At 63.2% G+C, this 18,769-nt stretch carries 13 protein-coding genes; 12 read left to right on the forward strand and 1 reads right to left on the reverse strand.

Annotation, left to right across the window (positions count from 1 at the left end; genetic code table 11):
- Positions 1-64 precede the first annotated feature (64 nt).
- Positions 65-3,592: a DNA-directed RNA polymerase subunit beta gene (rpoB, locus tag ACW4QM_RS08730; RefSeq protein WP_114538749.1), complete on the forward strand. Its 3,528-nt coding sequence runs from the start codon at positions 65-67 to the stop codon at positions 3,590-3,592.
- A gap of 4 nt (positions 3,593-3,596) precedes the next feature.
- Entirely contained in the window at positions 3,597-8,018 is a 4,422-nt protein-coding gene (locus ACW4QM_RS08735) for a DNA-directed RNA polymerase subunit beta' (RefSeq protein WP_114548188.1), read from the forward strand.
- A gap of 373 nt (positions 8,019-8,391) precedes the next feature.
- On the opposite strand, the gene ACW4QM_RS08740 is transcribed toward ACW4QM_RS08735, so the two are convergent.
- Positions 8,392-9,003, reverse strand: a complete 612-nt coding sequence (locus tag ACW4QM_RS08740) for a LysR family transcriptional regulator substrate-binding protein (RefSeq protein ID WP_181815481.1) — start codon at positions 9,001-9,003, stop codon at positions 8,392-8,394.
- 39 nt (positions 9,004-9,042) lie between these two features.
- Between ACW4QM_RS08740 and ACW4QM_RS08745 the strand changes: the two genes are divergently transcribed.
- From ACW4QM_RS08745 to ACW4QM_RS08790, 10 genes are all read left to right on the forward strand, one after another.
- Entirely contained in the window at positions 9,043-9,879 is an 837-nt protein-coding gene (locus ACW4QM_RS08745) for a molybdopterin dinucleotide binding domain-containing protein (RefSeq protein ID WP_412668682.1), read from the forward strand.
- An 18-nt stretch (positions 9,880-9,897) separates the two neighbouring features.
- Positions 9,898-10,515 (forward strand): 4Fe-4S dicluster domain-containing protein, encoded by a 618-nt coding sequence (locus ACW4QM_RS08750; RefSeq protein WP_288220041.1) that lies wholly within the window; start codon positions 9,898-9,900, stop codon positions 10,513-10,515.
- Positions 10,516-10,518: 3 nt separating this feature from the next.
- The gene (locus ACW4QM_RS08755) at positions 10,519-11,388 is read left to right on the forward strand and encodes a DUF4064 domain-containing protein (RefSeq protein WP_227069759.1); all 870 of its coding nucleotides are present in this window, start codon (positions 10,519-10,521) and stop codon (positions 11,386-11,388) included.
- Positions 11,389-11,456: 68 nt separating this feature from the next.
- Positions 11,457-12,323, forward strand: coding sequence for a DUF6273 domain-containing protein (locus ACW4QM_RS08760; RefSeq protein ID WP_114548184.1), 867 nt, complete (start codon positions 11,457-11,459; stop codon positions 12,321-12,323).
- Between the two features lie 76 nt (positions 12,324-12,399).
- Entirely contained in the window at positions 12,400-13,083 is a 684-nt protein-coding gene (locus tag ACW4QM_RS08765; protein ID WP_232325697.1) for a 4Fe-4S dicluster domain-containing protein, read from the forward strand.
- A 9-nt stretch (positions 13,084-13,092) separates the two neighbouring features.
- Entirely contained in the window at positions 13,093-14,103 is a 1,011-nt protein-coding gene (locus ACW4QM_RS08770; RefSeq protein WP_455798374.1) for a 4Fe-4S binding protein, read from the forward strand.
- Positions 14,104-14,247: 144 nt separating this feature from the next.
- Positions 14,248-14,784, forward strand: coding sequence for a phosphoribosyl-ATP pyrophosphatase (locus ACW4QM_RS08775; RefSeq protein WP_237974368.1), 537 nt, complete (start codon positions 14,248-14,250; stop codon positions 14,782-14,784).
- 115 nt (positions 14,785-14,899) lie between these two features.
- Complete coding sequence (locus ACW4QM_RS08780) at positions 14,900-16,327, forward strand: phosphoglucosamine mutase (RefSeq protein ID WP_237974369.1); 1,428 nt, start codon at positions 14,900-14,902, stop codon at positions 16,325-16,327.
- Between the two features lie 406 nt (positions 16,328-16,733).
- Positions 16,734-16,991: a PqqD family protein gene (locus ACW4QM_RS08785; protein WP_161127954.1), complete on the forward strand. Its 258-nt coding sequence runs from the start codon at positions 16,734-16,736 to the stop codon at positions 16,989-16,991.
- Between the two features lie 415 nt (positions 16,992-17,406).
- On the forward strand, positions 17,407-18,474 hold the full coding sequence (locus ACW4QM_RS08790; protein WP_147270612.1) for a hypothetical protein: 1,068 nt from the start codon (positions 17,407-17,409) through the stop codon (positions 18,472-18,474).
- The last annotated feature ends 295 nt before the right edge of the window (positions 18,475-18,769 follow it).

Below are 18,769 nucleotides of genomic sequence, written 5' to 3' on the forward strand. Positions count from 1 at the left end.
TTTAGCGAATTGCAACTTTTTTGCAGATTTGCGATGGACGTGAAGGAGGAACAGCCTCGTGGCAATGGATAAGAAATCCGCTCCCACCAGCCTTTACAGGGATCGCCGAAGCTTCGCGAAGATTCCCGACGTCATGGACGTCCCGAACCTGATCGCTATCCAGACGGAAAGCTTCGACTGGTTCAAGAACGAGGGCTTGGCCCAGGCGTTCGCCGATGTGTGCCCGATTGAGAACAACACCGGCGACATGTGCGTCGAATTCGGTAAGCACGAGTTCGGCGAGCCCAAGTACACGGTGGACGAATGCAAGGAGAAGGACGTCACCTACCAGGCGCCGCTCTTTGTGGAGATCCGCTTCATCAACCGTGAGACCGGCGAGATCAAGGAGCAGGAGGTGTTCATGGGCGACTTCCCGCTCATGACGCCGCGCGGCACCTTCATCATCAACGGCACCGAGCGCGTGGTCGTCTCCCAGCTCGTGCGCTCCCCGGGCGTGTACTTCGCCTCCGAGCGCGACAAGACCTCCGACAAGACCATCTACAACGCGAAGGTCATCCCTTCCCGCGGTGCGTGGCTCGAGTTCGAAACCGACAAGCGCGACCTGCTCTCCGTGCGCATCGACCGCAAGCGCAAGCAGCCGGCCACCCTGCTCGTGCGCGCCCTCGGCCTGGCCGAGACCCGCGAGGAGATCATCGAGCTTCTGGGCTCCTCCGAGATGGTGCTGCGCACGCTCGACCGCGACCCCGCCACCACCAAGGAAGAGTCGCTCATCGAGCTGTACAAGCGCTTCCGTCCCGGCGAGCCGCCGACGATCGATTCCGCCCGCACGCTGCTCGACGGCCTGTTCTTCAACCCGCAGCGCTATGACCTGGCCAAGGTCGGTCGCTACAAGATGGACAAGAAGCTCGGCTTCACCCCCGAGGAGAACGATTCCTCCACGCTGACCAATGAGGACATCATCCGCACGATGCGCTACATCATCGGTCTGCACAACGGCGACGAGGGCTTCGTCACCGACGACATCGACCACTTCGGCAACCGCCGCATCCGTTCCGTGGGCGAGCTGATCCAGAACCAGTTCCGCATCGGATTGTCGCGTATGGAGCGCGTGGTGCGCGAGCGCATGTCCATGCAGGAGCCCGACGAGATCACGCCGCAGTCGCTCGTGAACATCCGCCCCATCGTGGCCGCCATCAAGGAGTTCTTCGGAAGCTCCCAGCTCTCGCAGTTCATGGATCAGTCCAACCCCGCCGCCGGCATTACGCACAAGCGCCGTCTGTCGGCTCTGGGCCCGGGCGGTCTGTCCCGCGAGCGCGCCGGCTTCGAGGTGCGCGACGTCCACACCTCCCACTACGGCCGCATGTGCCCCATCGAGACGCCTGAAGGCCCGAACATCGGCCTTATCGGCTCTCTGGCCACCTATGGCCGCATCAATCCTTACGGCTTCATCGAGACGCCCTACCGCCGCGTGATCGACGGCAAGGTGACCGACGAGATCGACTACCTGACCGCCGATGAGGAAGAGAACTTCACCATCGCCCAGGCCAACGACTTGTTCGATCTGGAAACCCGCGAGTTCGGCTACACCGACGAGGACGGCGTCTTCCACAAGTCCGCCCGCGTGCTCGCCCGTACCACCGACACCAACGGCGTGTTCGGCGAGGCCATGGACGTGCCGCCGGAGATGGTCAACTACATGGACGTGTCGCCGCGCCAGATGACCTCCGTGGCTACCTCGCTCATTCCGTTCCTCGAGCACGACGACGCCAACCGCGCCCTCATGGGCTCGAACATGCAGCGCCAGGCTGTGCCGCTGCTGCGTCCGAGCGCCCCGCTCGTGGGTACTGGCATCGAGCACCGCATCGCGGTGGACTCCGGCGAGATCCTCGTGGCCCAGCGCCCCGGCGTGGTCGATTACGTTGACGGCCAGACCATCATCATCCTGAACGACGACGGCGAGTACGACGAGTACCTCATTCCGAAGTTCCAGCGCTCCAACCAGTCCGGTTGTATCAACCACCGTCCCATCGTCCGCAAGGGCGACGAGGTGCAGGCCGGCGACGTGCTGGCCGACGGCCCGTCCTGCGATGGCGGCGAGCTGGCGCTCGGCCAGAACCTTATGATCGCCTACATGCCGTGGGAAGGCTACAACTACGAGGACGCTATCATCGTGTCCGAGCGCGTCGTGGCCGAGGACCTGCTGACCTCCATCCACATCTCCGAGTACGAGGTGGACGCCCGCGACACGAAGCTGGGCCCCGAGGAGATCACCCGCGAGATCCCCAACATCTCCGAGGACATGATTTCCGATTTGGACGCCGACGGCATCATCCGCGTGGGCGCCGAGGTGTTCCCGGGAGACGTGCTGGTGGGCAAGGTCACCCCGAAGGGCGAGACCGAGCTCACCGCCGAGGAGCGCTTGCTTCGCGCCATCTTCGGCGAGAAGGCCCGCGAGGTGCGCGATACGAGCCTCAAGGTGCCCCACGGCTCCGGCGGCCGCGTCATCGGCATCTACCGCTCCTCCCGCGAGGCTGGCGATGATCTGGCCCCCGGCGTGAACGAGCTCGTGCGCATCTACGTCGCTCAGAAGCGCAAGGTGCAGCAGGGCGACAAGCTGTCCGGCCGTCACGGCAACAAGGGCGTTATCTCCCGCGTGCTGCCGGTCGAGGACATGCCCTACCTCGCCGACGGCACCCCGATCGACGTCATCCTGAACCCCCTGGGCGTTCCGTCCCGTATGAACGTCGGCCAGCTGCTCGAGAACCACCTCGGCTGGGCCGCCAAGTGGGGCTGGTCGGACGCCGAGGAAACCGACGAGGTCGTGGAGGGCCCGATGTACGTGGCCACGCCCGTGTTCGACGGCGCCACCGAGGAAGAGATCTCGGACGCCATCGAGAAGGCGAACCGTAACCTCATCAACATGAACCATGCGAAGTACGGCGACATGGCCCGCGACGAGCTGGTGCCCCAGCTGACGCGCACCGGCAAGACGTGGCTGTACGACGGCCGCACCGGTGAGAAGTTCCGCGAGCCCATCACCGTCGGCCAGACCTACATCCTGAAGCTCGGCCACATGGTGGACGACAAGATTCACGCCCGCTCGACCGGCCCCTACAGCCTCATCACCCAGCAGCCCCTCGGCGGCAAGGCCCAGTTCGGCGGTCAGCGCTTCGGCGAGATGGAGGTGTGGGCGCTGTACGCCTACGGCGCCTCCAACGTGCTGCAGGAGATCCTCACGGTGAAGTCCGACGACACGTCGGGCCGCGTGAAGAGCTACGAGGCCATCGTGAAGGGCGAGAACATCCCGGCGCCGGAGGTGCCCGAGTCCTTCAAGGTGCTCGTGAAGGAAATGAAGTCCCTGTGCTTGAACGTCGAGCTCGAGGGCCACGATATGCAACCCATCAGCGAGGACGAGATCGAGGACTACAGTGCCGACCAGGCGCTTTACGCCGCGCTCGCCGCTGATGCCAAGAAGACCGAAGACGAAGAGGCCAACGCCATCGATGCCCTGGCTGCCGAGCTGGGCGACCTGATGAGCGGTCTTGAGTCCGACCTGAACACCGACCTCATCGGTGGCGGAGAGGAGGCCTAACCCCATGACGGAATTCGACGTCAACAACTTCGACGCCCTGCGCATTTCGCTCGCTTCCGCCGAGGACGTGCGCAGCTGGTCTCGCGGCGAGGTGAAGAAGCCCGAGACCATCAACTACCGTACCTTGAAGCCCGAGAAGGACGGCCTGTACTGCGAGAAGATCTTCGGTCCCACCAAGGACTGGGAGTGCGCCTGCGGCAAGTACAAGCGCGTTCGCTTCAAGGGCATCGTCTGCGAGCGCTGCGGCGTGGAGGTCACCCGCTCCAAGGTGCGCCGCGAGCGCATGGGCCACATCGAGCTGGCCGCGCCCGTGAGCCACATCTGGTACTTCAAGGGCTCCCCGTCGCGTCTGGGCTACCTTCTGGACATTCCGCCGAAGGAGCTTGAGAAGGTTCTGTACTTCGCCAGCTCCATCATCACCTCGGTGGATAAAGAGGCCCGCGAGGAGGACATCGACGACTTGCGCGACGAGCTTGCCGCCGATATGGAAGAGCTGGACGCCGAGCGCGACCGCCTTATCGAGGCCACCCGCAAGCTGTCCACCGACTACGTGCCGGAGGAGGACGACTTCGTCGACGATCTCGATGACGACGAGCGCCTCACCCCCGAAGAGGTGGAAGAGGAGATCGCCGACATCTACGAGGAGTTCAACGAGCGCAAGGCCCTGCGCCAGGACGCGTTCGACGCCTTCCTGAAGATCGAGCCGAAGCAGCTCATCGGCGACGAGGCCCTCTACCGCGAGATGCGCGCGAACTACCGCGACTACTTCACCGGCGGCATGGGCGCCGAGTCGGTGCGCGACCTTCTGGACGCCATGGATCTGGAGGCGACCTCTGAAGAGCTGCGCGAGGTCATCGCCACGGGCAAGGGCCAGAAGCGCGCCAAGGCCGTGAAGCGCCTGAAGGTGGTGGATGCGTTCCTCAAGTCGGACAACAAGCCTTCCGACATGATCCTGGACGTCATCCCGGTCATTCCGCCCGATCTGCGCCCCATGGTGCAGCTCGACGGCGGCCGCTTCGCCACGTCGGATCTGAACGATCTGTACCGCCGCGTCATCAACCGCAACAACCGCCTGAAGCGCCTGCTCGACCTCGGTGCTCCCGAGATCATCATCAACAACGAGAAGCGCATGCTGCAGGAGGCCGTGGACTCGCTGTTCGACAACGGCCGTCGCGGTCGCCCCGTGACCGGCCCCGGCAACCGTCCGCTGAAGTCCATCTCCGATATGCTCAAGGGCAAGCAGGGCCGCTTCCGCCAGAACCTGCTCGGCAAGCGCGTCGACTACTCCGGCCGTTCCGTTATCGTCGTCGGCCCGTCGCTGAAGCTGCACCAGTGCGGTCTGCCTCAGCAGATGGCGCTGGAGCTGTTCAAGCCCTTCGTCATGAAGCGCCTGGTCGAGCTTGAGTATGCCGCCAACATCAAGGCCGCCAAGCGTGCCGTCGATCGTGGTGCCAGCTACGTGTGGGACGTGCTGGAAGAGGTCATCGTCGACCATCCGGTGCTGCTGAACCGCGCACCAACCCTGCACCGTCTGGGCATCCAGGCCTTCGAGCCGGTGCTCGTCGAGGGCAAGGCCATCAAGCTGCATCCGCTCGTCTGCACCGCCTTCAACGCCGACTTCGACGGCGACCAGATGGCTGTGCACGTGCCGCTGGGCGCCGAGGCTCAGGCCGAGGCCCGCGTGCTGATGCTGTCCTCTAACAACATCAAGTCCCCGGCCCACGGCCATCCGCTGACCGTGCCGACCCAGGACATGATCATCGGCCTGTACTACCTGACGGCCATGCGCGACGGCTTCCCCGGCGAGGGTCGCATGTTCATCGATTTCGATGACGCCCTGAACGCCTACGACGCCCGCGCCGATCTGGACCTGCAGGCCAAGATCCAGGTGCGTCTGCCCTACAACACGAAGGTGGCCACCGCCTTCGGCGTGTTCGAGGACCACAAGGAAGGCGAGCGCATCGAGACCTCGGTCGGCCGCATCATCTTCAACGATGTGCTGCCGCCGGACTATCCCTTCCTGAACTATGAGATGAACAAGAAGGAGATCAGCCGCCTGGTCGAGGACGTCACCAACACCTACGATCTGTCCGAGGTGCCGCCGATTCTCGACGGTCTGAAGGACGCCGGTTTCCACTACGCCACCCGCGCCGGTGTTACCGTGTCGGTGTACGACGCCACCATCCCGCCCTCCAAGCCGGCCATTCTCGCCCAGGCCGATGAGCGCGTCGCCGCCATCGACGAGGACTACGAGATGGGCCTCATGTCCAACGAGGAGCGCCACAAGCAGGTCGTCGACATCTGGAACGATGCCAACGAGGAAGTCGGCGAGGCCATGGCGGAGAACTTCGACAAGTTCAACCCCATCTACATGATGGCCTTCTCCGGCGCCCGAGGCAACATCAAGCAGATTCGCCAGCTCGCCGGTATGCGCGGCCTTATGTCCGACCCGAAGGGCGAGATCATCGACCGTCCGATTAAGGCGAACTTCCGCGAGGGTCTGTCCGTTCTGGAATACTTCATTTCCACCCATGGCGCCCGCAAGGGCCTGGCCGACACGGCGCTTCGTACCGCCGACTCGGGTTACCTGACCCGTCGTCTGGTGGACGTGGCCCAGGACGTCATCATCCGCGAGATCGACTGCGGCACCACCGAGGGCGTGCCCTACCGCGTGCGCAACGAGAAGAACGAGGTGGACGAGAACCTCATCGGCCGCTGCCTTCTGGAAGATGTGGTGGCGCCCGAGACCGGCGAGATCCTCGCCGAGGCCGGTACCTACTTGCACTCCATGGCTCAGCTGCGCGAGATTGATGCCGCCGGCATCGAGGAGGTCACGATCCGTACGATCATGACCTGCCATGCCGAGCACGGCGTCTGCCAGAAGTGCTACGGGTGGGATCTGGCCACTGCCCGTCCGGTGAACATCGGCACGGCGGTGGGCATCATCGCCGCCCAGTCCATCGGCGAGCCCGGCACCCAGCTGACGATGCGTACGTTCCACACCGGCGGCGTTGCCGGCGAGGACATCACCCATGGTCTGCCCCGTGTTCAGGAGCTGTTCGAGGCCCGCAAGCCCAAGGGCCAGGCGGTGCTCGCGGAAATCTCCGGCACCATGCAGGTCACCGGCGACAAGATGTCGAAGACCATCACCATCCACGACCAGGAGGGCAACTACCGCGAGTACGTGGTGAGCGCCCGTGCCCAGCTTCTGCCGGGCGTGTTTGACGGGTGCGAGGTGCGCGTGGGCCAGCAGCTGACCAAGGGTTCCGTGAACCCCCACGACCTTTTGCGCCTCACTGATCCGAACACGACGCTGCGCTACATCGTGGGCCAGGTTCAGGACGTGTACGTGTCCCAGGGCGTGGATATCAACGACAAGCACATCGAGGTCATCGCGCGCCAGATGCTGCGCAAGGTGGCCGTGCTTGATGCCGGCGACTCCGACTTCCTGCCGGGCCGTCAGGTGAACCGCTTCGAGTTCGAGAAGGTGGCCAACGAGCTGATCGCCGAGGGCAAGGAGCCGCCGGTGGGCCAGCCGCTGCTGCTCGGCATCACCAAGGCGTCGCTGGCAACGGATTCGTGGCTGTCCGCCGCGTCGTTCCAGGAGACCACCAAGGTGCTCACCGACGCCGCCATCGAGGGCAAGACCGATCACTTGGCCAGCCTGAAGGAGAACGTCATCATCGGCAAGCCCATTCCCGCCGGCACGGGTCTGCGTCGCTACCGCGATGTGGGTCTCACCTACAAGGGCCGTCCGGTGGAGAAGGTCACCGGGGACGCGCTGCCCGACTTCGCGCCGGATGCGCTGCGCGAGATCGAGGATCTGCTGCCCCAGCCTCAGGATTGGTCGCTCGACAGCGACGGCTACTTCAACTCCTCGGGCTCGTTCGGTGGCTACTACAGCGCTCTTTCGGGGCACCGCGGCCACAACCTGTCCGACGAGGACGCGCGCCTGTACATCTACGACGATCTGGGCGTGTCCCAGCGCTGGGCGAACAAGTTCTCCGAGGCGGGCATCGAGACCGTGGCCGACCTGCTGGGTCATACCGAGGAGGATCTGCTGCGCATCGAGGGCATCGGCGTGAAGGCCATCGAGGAGCTGAAGGAGGGCTTGGCGGCCCGCGACCTCATGCACGTCATCGAGGACGACCTGGCGGCTTCCTCCGACGACATGAGCCAGCTCTTGGACATGGTGTTCTCGCCTGACGACACCATCCTCATCGGCGGCGACGAGCCCCCGACGTTCAACACCGACGGCGAGGAGATGCTCGGCGAGGCGCTGCCTCCGCGCTCCTACCAGCGCAACCTTGAAGAGCTGGACGCGCTGCTCGGTAACATGGGCGGCTTGAGCTCCCTCGGCTTCGGCTTCACCAGTGCCGAGGACGAAGCGGCTTCCAACCAGGCCATGGAAGACGGCGAGGAGTAAATTGGTTTCGCCTGTCCTTGCGAAGCATCACTGACTTCCTTGGACGAACTCGGGAGTTTTCTATTGGGGCGACCTTCGGGCCGCCCCTTTTTTGTGTTTGCTGTTCCCGCGGGGCGCCAAATGGCCAAAAAGTAGCTGCCAGCTGGCAGCTAGGTACCTGTTTTTGACCATGGAGGCTATAGCGACGAAATCAGGCTGGCTGCTCGGAAAATATTCCCAGGTCAGTGCGTCGACGAATATTGGTACAAAGCAAGCCGCCTTTTCGGTTTGCAGCTAACGACCGATAATTGACCAAAACGTCGCTTCAAGCTCTTCGAACTTGCAGCTGGCATTCGGAATTTGGCCATTGAGCGCAGCTTTCCCTTGCGCGCGGCTACTCGCTGTCGACCAGGGTGCCGCCTTTGCCATGGTTGAGGATGATCTTGCGGGCGCGGGTGTAAGCGTCCAGGGCCGGCCGCACGCGTTCGTAGTTGTCCTTCTTGTAGATGGCGTACAGCCGGAAGGCCGCATCGTCGTCGGTTACGGGGAGCACCGTCATGCGGGAGAAATCCGACAGGTAGCGCAGCTGGGGCATGGATGCCTGCAGGATCATGACGTCTTCCACGCCCAGCGGAATAGCGCAGTAGTTCATGTAGGTGCGCCCGAGTACCGCCCGGGTGCGGGGCGTGTAGCCGTGCTCTTGGCAGACGCGTTCGATGTTGGTCCAGCCCGACAAGGAATAGCCGTCGGCGAATTTCACGAAGCGGTAGCTGCGCAGATCGTCCATGGTCACCGACTTCATAGAGGCCAGGGGGCTGTCCATAGAGACCATGGCAACGAAGGGCGAACGAATGAGCGGAATGTAGGCAAGTCCCAAATTATCGAGCTTGTCCAGTTCGGCATAGGCCAGCAAGATGTCGGCATCGCCTTCCACCAATTGCTCCAGGTAGTTCGTATCGTTCAGGCTGTTGTAGCTGGCAGGAGCCTCGCCCTCGATGCCGAGCACGGCGGCGGCTGCGCTCCCTATGACTCCTGGGACGACTTCGTGGCCGCCTACCAGGAGCACGGCACCTGGAACATGAAGGAAGTGTTCCCGGACGACTGGGGCTCCTACCGCCGCTACGAGATCGGCCAGGCCTACCGCAAGGCGCCGCATCAGCAGCCGACGAAGCTGGACATCAACATTCCCGGCTTCCCCACGCCGACCATGAAGCACGAGCTGTGGGCCACCACCATCGAGTCCCACTTCCCTGAGGGCTCCGACGGCCCCGAGGTGACGCCGGGCTTCCACACCGAGGCTCTGCCCTACTACGTGGAGGGCATCCACTCCCGGGTGCGCGACGCGGAAACCTACGAGGAGTACCCGATCCTCTGCATCACCGGCCGTCGCATCCCCGTGTACTTCCACAGCGAGCATCGCCAGCTGCCGTGGTGCCGCGAGCTGTGGCCGGTGCCCCGCATGGAGATCAACCCTGAGACGGCCGCCGAGCTCGGTCTGGAGCAGGGCGATTGGGCCTGGATCGAGAGCCCCTGGGGCAAGGTGCGCCAGACCGTGGACCTCTACTACGGCATCGCGCCCGGCACCATTAACTGCGAGCACCAGTGGTGGTACCCGGAGCTGGCCCAGGCCGACAAGGGCTTCAAACTGTCCTGCATCAACTGCATCGTCGACCGCACGGCCCAGGACAAGTACAACGGCTCGTCCACGGTGCGCGGCTATCCGGTGAAGGTGTACAAGGCCACGCCCGAGAACAGCCCCTTCGGCAACCCCGTGCCCTGCGGCAACGACGGCACCGAGATCATCCACGACTCGTCCGATCCGCGCCTGAAGCTGTGGGCCATCGGCGCCGAGGGCATTCACCCCGACAAGTTCGACGCGTAAGAGAAAGGAGTGGGAGAAATGACACAGCTTGCTATTTGCACCGACCTCGACCGGTGTGTGGGATGCCTCGCTTGCAGCGTGTCCTGCAAAGTGGTCAACGGCGTGCCCATCGGCAACTTCTGGAACAAGACCCTGCGCGTGGGCCCCACCCCCAAGGAGGGCGGCTCCGGTCAGTACCCGGATGTCGAAACCTACTTTTTGAACGTGCAGTGCCAGCACTGCGAGAACCCCCAGTGCGTGTCGGTGTGTCCCACCGAGGCGTCGCACAAGCTGCCCGACGGCACCATTCAGATTGACAAGTCGAAGTGCATCGGCTGCCAGTTCTGCGTCATGAGCTGCCCCTACGGCGTGCGCTACCTCAACGAGGAGGAGGGCGTCGTGGAGAAGTGCACGCTGTGCCAGCAGCGCACGGCTCAGGGCGAGCTGCCCCAGTGCGTGAGCCAGTGCTGCGGCATGGCCCGCTGGTACGGCGATGCCGAGCAGGGTATCGAGTCCTTCGAGGGCCCGCGCGGCGAGCGGTTGGGCGACTTCGTGAACGACTTCACCGAGGATCAGGTGTACAAGCTCACCGACGTGGGCAACGGACCGAGCATGTTCTACATCATGCGCAATATCAAGTGGCAGGGGGTCGAGTAGCCCATGGAGATTCAAATCCCGCTCGTTATCTTCACGAGCTTTCTGGCCTGGGCCGCAGGTATCTTCGGCACCCAGTGCATTCTCGCGCTGCAGAAGCGCGGTGGTGCGGTGCAGCTGCCGGCGCTCATTTGCTCGGCCGCGGTGCTCGTGGTGGGCGGCATCGCCGTCGTGTTCCATCTGACCCATCCGTTCAACCTGTTCAATGGGTTCGGGCATATCACTTCGGGTATCACCCAGGAGCTCATCGCCATTGTGCTTCTGGCGGTGGCTATGGTGCTGTTCTTCCTGATGCTGCGCCGCTCCGAGGACAACACGGTGCCGCAGTGGCTCGCCGTGGTGGGTATCGTGCTCGTGCTCGTGCTCATCGTGGCCATGGGCCACAGCTACATGATGCCGTCGCTGCCCGCTTGGGACACGGTGCTGCAGCTGCTGTCGCTGCTCGGCGGCGCCTGCGTCATGGGCCCGGCCACCGTGGCCTTCATCGGCGCCGCGCGTGGCATTGAAATCGAGGGTATCGGGCTTCTCGCGGTCATCGGCGCAGCGGTAAACGCCGTGCTCTCGGCGGCCTACATGTTCGCCATGGAGGCCTCGAGCGCCACCTTCCAGTCCTTCCAGTACTACTTCGATCCGACGCACCCGAACGTGGCTATGGCCAACCCGGCCAATGTGTCGCTGTTCACGGGCGACTCGCTGGCGGCCCTTGTGGTGGCGGTCATCGCCCTGGTGGTCGCCCTCGTCGGCGCGCTTTTGGGCAAGAAGCAGGGAGCGTGGAAGGTGTGGGGCGCGGTGGTCGCCATCGCCGGTTTGGTGTGTGCCGTGGCTTTGCGCATCATGATGTACACCATGGGCGAGACCCTGTTCATGCTGTACTAGCGGGCTTCGGGGAGGCCGCGTGCGCGTGCGCCTCCCCGCCCTTCGAGAAATGAGACAAGGAGGTTCTCATGCGAGGAATATACAAGCGGGCTGGCCTGGCGCTTGCCGCCGGAGCGCTCGCACTTGGCCTCGCCGGATGCGCTACGGAAAGCGCGCCGGTGAGCGACCCTTCCAAGGGCGACAACACCCAACTGGCCTATACCGGTGCCGAGTCCGCCGACGAGCAGAGCTTCGATACGGTCACTTTCGGCAGCTACCAGGGTCAGGACATCACGTGGCTTGCGCTTGCCGAGGAGAACGGCAAGACGCTGCTCATCAGCGAGTCGGTGCTGGATGCCGTGCCCTACGACAACACGGCCGAGCCGTACCAGTGGTCGGTGCAGTCGCCGCGCCCCCAGAAGGACGTGGAATGGGCGACGAGCTCGATTCGCACGTGGCTGAACGGCGAGTTTTTGAATGCGGCCTTCAGCGCCGATGAGAAGGGCGCCATCGCTGCCACGACGCTCGCCGATACGAAGAACAACGTGTCCCATACGGCGGCCACGGCGGCGGACCCTTCGGTGCATGCGGCCGAAGAGACGACTGACCAGGTCTTCCTGCTGAGCCTGGCCGAGGCGAAGCAGTACTTCGCCAACAACGCGGCTCGCGTGGCCCATCCCACCGACTATGCCGTGAAGCAGGGCGTCTACGTGGGCGTGGCGAGCAACGACGAGCAGCCCGACGGCGCGGCGGCCTGGTGGCTGCGCTCCAACGGCTACTACGCCGGCTACGCCTCGGTGGTGACCGACGACGGCTACGTGCACGGCGACGGCTACCGCATGGCCGGCGAGCTGCACGACGGCTTCGACGACCACGGAAGCGAGCTTAAGAGCACGCTCGGCGGCAACATTGGCGTGCGTCCCGCCATCTGGGTGGAGACGAGCGCGCTTTCCTAGAAGCGCCGGGAATGGGGGCGGCTGGTTGATCGGTCGCTCCCATTCCTGTTGATAAGTCCGAGAGAGGAGGATGAGCATGGCTGGTGGAAATCCGTTGACGCGGCGGACGTTGTGTATTGGCGTGGGCGCTACCGTGGCCATGGCCGGGCTGGGGGCGCTGCGCTATGTGGGCAGCGAGCCGCTCGTGCGACCGCCGGGAGGACAGGACGAGGAGAACCTGGTGTCCCGCTGCGTGCACTGCTACCGCTGCATCGAGGCGTGCCCCGAGAAGGTGATCGTGGCTGCCTCTCTTGATGCGGGCGTGCTGAATATGCGCACGCCGCGCATGGAGTTCTCCGACTGCTACCCCGGTCAGCTGGACGATTTCCGCTACTGTGATTTCTGCGCCGAGCGCAACGGAGGCGTGCCCCTCTGCGCGGCTGTGTGCCCTTCCGGGGCTTTGCAGCTGCCGGTCGATTACGCACCCGAAACCGAGGTCATTGGCGTGGCGGTACTGAATACCGAAACGTGCATCGCCTACCGCAGCAGCTTCTGCGCTTTCTGCCACGACGTGTGCATCCAGGTGCGTGGCGAGGAGAATGCGGCCATCTACTACCAGAACGCCGATGCGACGGATGCCCTGGACACGCGGCTGCCCGTGGTGGATGCCGAGAAGTGCAACGGTTGCGGCGCCTGCGAGGCCGTGTGCGTGTCGGCCCAGGCCGGCTCCACCATGAACGCCTCGGAGCGTGCCATTGTCGTGAAGCCGCTGGAAGGGTAGGGGGTCGTCATGAAGTTCAAGAATGCGCGCACTGCGGTGGCCGCGGTGGCTTTTGCGGCGCTGGCCGTCTGCTTTATTGCCGGCGTGGCCACGGGAACCTGGTGCGGATTCGGGGCGAACGACATCGCGGTTCTGTGCCCGGTGGGCGCGCTGCTATCCATGGTGGCGGCCAAGACCCTCATCCCGCGTGCGGTGCTGAGCATCGTGGTGGCCATCGCCCTCGTGCTGCTTTTGGGCCGCCTGTTCTGCGGCTGGATCTGCCCCGTGACCCTGTGGCGCCGAGTGAAGGAGTTCTTCAAGCCCGTGAAAACGCGCGAGCAGGAGGTGGAGGCCCTCTCTCAAGCGAACCAGGCCCTCGCCGCCGAGGAGATCGCAGCGCTGAAAGAGGCGTCGGCGACTCACGACTGCGCCGCCTGCGGAGCCTGCCACGCCAAGCGCAACGCGCCTTTCGACTCGCGCCATGCGGTGCTCGGCGGTGCGCTGCTGACGACGGCTGTGTTCGGGTTCCCCGTGTTCTGCCTCGTGTGCCCCGTGGGCCTCACTTTCGCAGCGGTGGCCTTGCTGGTGCGCCTGTTCGGCGCGGGCGACTTGAACTGGTCGCTTCTGTTCGTGCCGGCCATGCTTGTCATTGAGCTGGTATTCTTGCACAAATGGTGCGGCCGGTTCTGCCCCATCTCGGCGTTCATGAGCCTTTTCTCCCGCTTCAGCCGCACGGGCATGCCGGTCATCGACAACGAGCGCTGCCTGGAAACAGCCAAGGGTACGGCCTGCAGCCGCTGCGCCACGGCCTGCACCTTCGATGTGAACCTGCGTCATCCCGATTTGGGCGAGCTGCCCCTGCACGACTGCGCCCGCTGCGGCGACTGCATCGACGCGTGCCCCACGAGCGCCATTTCCTTCCGCGCCGTCAGCGGCAAGCCTGTTCCCTTCGTCGACGCCTTCGCCTCGACGCGCTCCGGCGGCAAGGCGAAGGCACCCGCCGCGCCGGCTTTGGACGATTTGGAGCCAGAAGAAGCATAAGGCGGTAGGGGCCCACGGCTCGCGCCATCTATTCGAAACCTGTGATTTTTATCAGGGGCGGCTTTCGGGCCGTCCCTGCTTTTTGTGGTTGGGTATCATGGAGGGAAATATCATGGTGGCTGCCGAGAGAAAGTGCTGCATTCAATGGTCAACAAGACGTTCATCCCCGAAGGCGAGGCGGTCCCGGCCTCGCAGATTGGCGCGACGCTGGAGGCGCTCGCCGCCACTATCGCCGCGCGTCGCGACGCCGACGAGGCGAGCTACACCTACCGGCTTCTGACGGGCAGCGTCGACGATGTGCTGAAGAAAGTCATGGAAGAGTCCGGGGAAGTGGCTCTGGCCGCCAAGGATGTGGAAGGTTGGGCGACCTCCTCGCTCGCGGCCGCCGTGGCGCTGGAAGCTGCTAGTGCCGGGGCTGGCGATGCGGTCTCCGACGCCGAAGCTGCCGATGAGGGTGCCGGCGCTCCTCTTTCCGTCCAGCTGCCCCCGGAGTACGGCGAGGCGGTCGATCATTTGCGCTACGAGGCCGCCGATGTGGTGTATCATCTTCTCGTCGTGCTGGAGCGCTACGGCATCACGCTCGACGAGTTCGCTGCCGAGCTGAACAATCGCATGACCGAAGGAGAGCGGCCGCACGGCGCCGTTCGCTTGCACGACGAGTTCGTGCGCCGCGGAAAGTAGCGTTCAGCTACAGGTCTTGTGCGGGGAAGAGACGGGAATCTCGCGGCAGCCTGAGCGAGCGAAACAATATGGAGAACTTCGGGGGAGCCCCCGAGTTGAAGGAAAGAAGGATTTCATGGCCCGACTGTTTGGAACTGATGGCGTGCGCGGCATCGCAAATGTGGAGCTGACCTGCGAGATGGCCTATCGCCTCGGTCAGGCCGCCGCCATCTACCTTGGCAAGACCATCGTTGTGGGTCGCGACACGCGCCGCTCCGGCGACATGCTGGGCGCGGCCCTTTCCGCGGGCATCATGAGCGCGGGCGGTACCGTGCTCGAGGCCGGTATCATCCCCACGCCGGGCGTGGCCCTGCTCGTGCGCGAGATGCGCGCGGCGGGCGGCGCGGTCATCTCCGCCTCTCACAATCCGCCGGAGTACAACGGCATCAAGTTCTTCGATGCTCAGGGCTTCAAGCTGCCCGACGCCGTGGAAGACGAGATTGAGGCCTTCATCGTCAACGGTGGCTTGGAAGGCGAGGTCGCTGCCGCCGAGGAGGCCGCCTGGAGCGCCGCTCAAGCCGCTGCGCCCGATGCTCCCGCCGATGCGACGAGCTATCTGGCTTCCGAAATCAAGATGCCTGCTGGTGCCGAGGTGGGCGTGGTCATTCCGCTGGAAAACGCTTGCGACATTTACATCGACCACGCGGCTCGTTCCATCGAGGATCAGGGCATTTCCTTCAAGGGCCTGCGCATCGCTTTGGATACGGGCCACGGTGCTTCCTCGCTCACGTCCCCGGAGGCTCTGCGGCGGTTGGGCGCCGAGGTGATCGTCATCAACGATGATTTCGATGGCATGGACATCAACGTGCGGTGCGGCTCCACTCATCTCGAGCCGCTGCGCGCGCTTATGGCCGAGACGGGTGCCGATGTGGGTATTGCGCATGATGGCGATGCCGATCGCGTCATGCTCATGGCGCCCGATGGCACCGAGATCGACGGCGATATGGTGGAAGCGGTCTGCGCGCTCGATATGCGCGAGCGCGGCGTGCTGGCCGGTGACACGGTTGTGTCCACGGTGATGTGCAACTTCGGTTTCGTGCGTGCCATGAAAGAGATGGGCATTAATGTGGTGCAGACCAAGGTAGGCGACCGCTACGTTCTGGAGGCTATGCGCGAGCACGGCTACTCCATTGGCGGCGAGCAGTCTGGCCACATGATTCTGCTCGATCACAACTCCACGGGCGACGGCCTCATGACGGCCTGCCAGTTCTTGGCGGCGGTCATTCGCTCAGGCAAGCCCGTGGCCGAGGCGATTCAGGTCATGGAGAAGATGCCGCAGACCCTGATTAACGTGCGCGTGAACGACAAGCATGCTGTGGAGGGCAGCGCCGAGGTGGCCGCTGCCGTGGCCGCCGCTGAGGAGGCGCTCGGCGAGGACGGCCGCGTGCTTCTGCGCCCGAGTGGCACCGAGCCGGTGGTGCGCGTGATGGTGGAGGCAGTTGATCCGGCCGCCGCACAAGCGCACGCCGAGGCCATCGCCGCCGTGGTGGAAGCCTGCGCGTAAGGCGAAGGCGACCGACAGGCCCTGTTTTCGAGAACAACGCAGTAAATGCCAGTTCGACCCCGTAATGGTAAGAGTGTCAGTCCCGTTTCTTACCAAAGCGAGGTCGAACTGGCATTTTCGCCCCTCAATCGTCTCCCCTTCTTGCCAAAGCGGGGTCGAACTGGCATTTACTTGGGAGATTTCGAAAATGATTTTGCTCGTCGGAATCATAAGGCTCGCTCGATTATGTTCTTCTATAAGCGAATAGCTCATTGATTTCGCTTTGGCAACAGAACGCGGCATCGCTGTTAACCTGGGGTTATTTACAAGGAGTCACCGTTACACTGTCGTTATTTCTTGGTAGTGATCGGCGCAAGAGCTTTCTGTCCTCGGTCCTGCTTTATCTGCTGCCGAAAGGACGGGCGACATGAAAACGCGATCCCTCGCTCCTGGGGCCTATCTGGCGAGAAGCGGCCAGGGCGTCTCGCTGTACGATGCCGACGGCAAGTGCTTTGCCATGAATAAGATGGGCGGCTCCATTCTCGCTTTGGCCCTCACGGGCCTTTCCGCTGAGGGCATCGCCGATGCGTTGCGTCATTATTTCAACGGGACTCCCACCCAGTCCCGCGACGAGGTGGCCGCCTGGCTCGACGAAATGGAAGCGAGCGGTTTCCTGCATTCCTAGCAGTTGGCCACCGACATTGTTGCCCCATGTCGGCCATTGCTCAAAAGTATGCAGGATTTTGCGATTAGGAGAGCCATGCACGCCCTTTCAGTCGCTGCAGGCTCTCCCTATCGCAAAATCCTGCACAAATGGCGCGCCGAGGCTCTCCCTATCGCAAAATCTTGCACAAAAGAGCCCCAACGGTTGACGTGGCAAGTCATTGGGCCGCGGTATACAAAGGATATCCGTAATAAGCCAAAAACGAGTTTGCTTACCTGGGCTGCCATAGCGGCCTTGCTCGTCGGGGCTGCCGTGACGACTTGCCCTGCTTGGCACCACGCTTTTTAAGGATGAGGGCAACAATCATGAATGGGAGATTCGTAAGGTTTCTCAAAAGCGATGATAGTATTAACCGCATTACGCTAAAGTTCGCTCAATGAAAGTATACCTCAGCCATATCACGGCCTTACGCTTCTGGCGCGCATGGTCTATCCTGCGCCCTCTCACGTTGCAGGAGTTTCACAGTACAGGGAAAGTGGCGGACGCCAATCTGTTCCCTTCGAACATCTATCAGACTTCAGCGGTGCTGCGAGATTGCGCTATAAGGGAATGCGACATCCATAGTCTTTTTGACGAGCTGCCTGAGATGCCCGAACTGCGCTTTTGCCTCAAAGACTGCACTGACGGACTTGGCGCGAAACCATGGCATATCCTGCATGATGGTAAAGAGGGTACGAAAAGTTCGATGCTTGCTGAGCGTCATCGCAGCCTCCTGAATTATCCAAGAGGGTCTTTCGTGCGCATCGCTGAGGGGTTATTCGTCTGTTCGCCAGAGCTTGTGTTCGTTCAAATGGCCTCCTGCCTTTCTTTCGGTGAGTTGCTTGCCCTTGGCTATGAGCTCTGTGGGTGCTATCCGCGATCAACGCAAAAGAGTGTTCCGCTGGTGCGTCGTCCTCTTACCACGCCGAACCGCCTGATGGCCTACGCAGCGCGTCTGAATGGTGCAAAGGGTGCAAAGCTCGCGAGAGCGGTTGCAAAGCAGGTGCGGGCAAAATCGGGATCCGTGATGGAAACCGAGCTTGCCGCCATTGCGTTTACGGCGGAGGTTTACGGGGGTCTCGGTATTGCCGAAGCGCTCATCAACGCCCCCGTTGCCTTGTCGGAGGAGGCGCGCCGGGTTGCTCGTACCGATTGGGTTGTGCTCGATTTTTACTGGCCCAAGGCGCATTTCGGCATTGAATACAATGGGCGTACTGCCCATGCGAGCGCCGATCAGCAGGATCGCGATTCTCGCAAGCGGGATGGACTTATGGTTGACGGCATCGAGACAGCTACGATGACGAATTCCCAGTTTCAGAATGTGACGGAATGCACGGCTCTTCTCGATAGGGTATCCGGCCGTGCGGGAAAGAAGCGTCGGAAGCGCAGGGCTGCTCATGCGGATGCCCATCGAAAGTTGCGACGCCAGGTAAGCAAATTCCACCAGCAGCATTTTCCTTTCTAAGCCGACGCTGCACGAGTCGGCTGCCCTCCCTCCCTCTTCGCCTTTCTAGGTTGTGCGCCTGCCTTCCGTACGCGGCAGGCACCTTTCGTGATGCGGTGAGCGAGAGCTCGAGCGGGTGCAGGACTATGCGCTGCTCTGGCCTCGAACTTCCTTTTTTGCTGGACGAATCTCCTTTTGCTCTTTTTGCTGGATGCGCGGGGGGTGCGGACGTTTTTCCGGACGGCCTAGGCGGCCAGCCCCAGCCGCCTCCTGCGGCCGGCTATCGTATCGTACACCTTGCGCCCTCCCTCGTCGA

This window comes from Adlercreutzia sp. CNCM I-6207 (assembly GCF_977072305.1).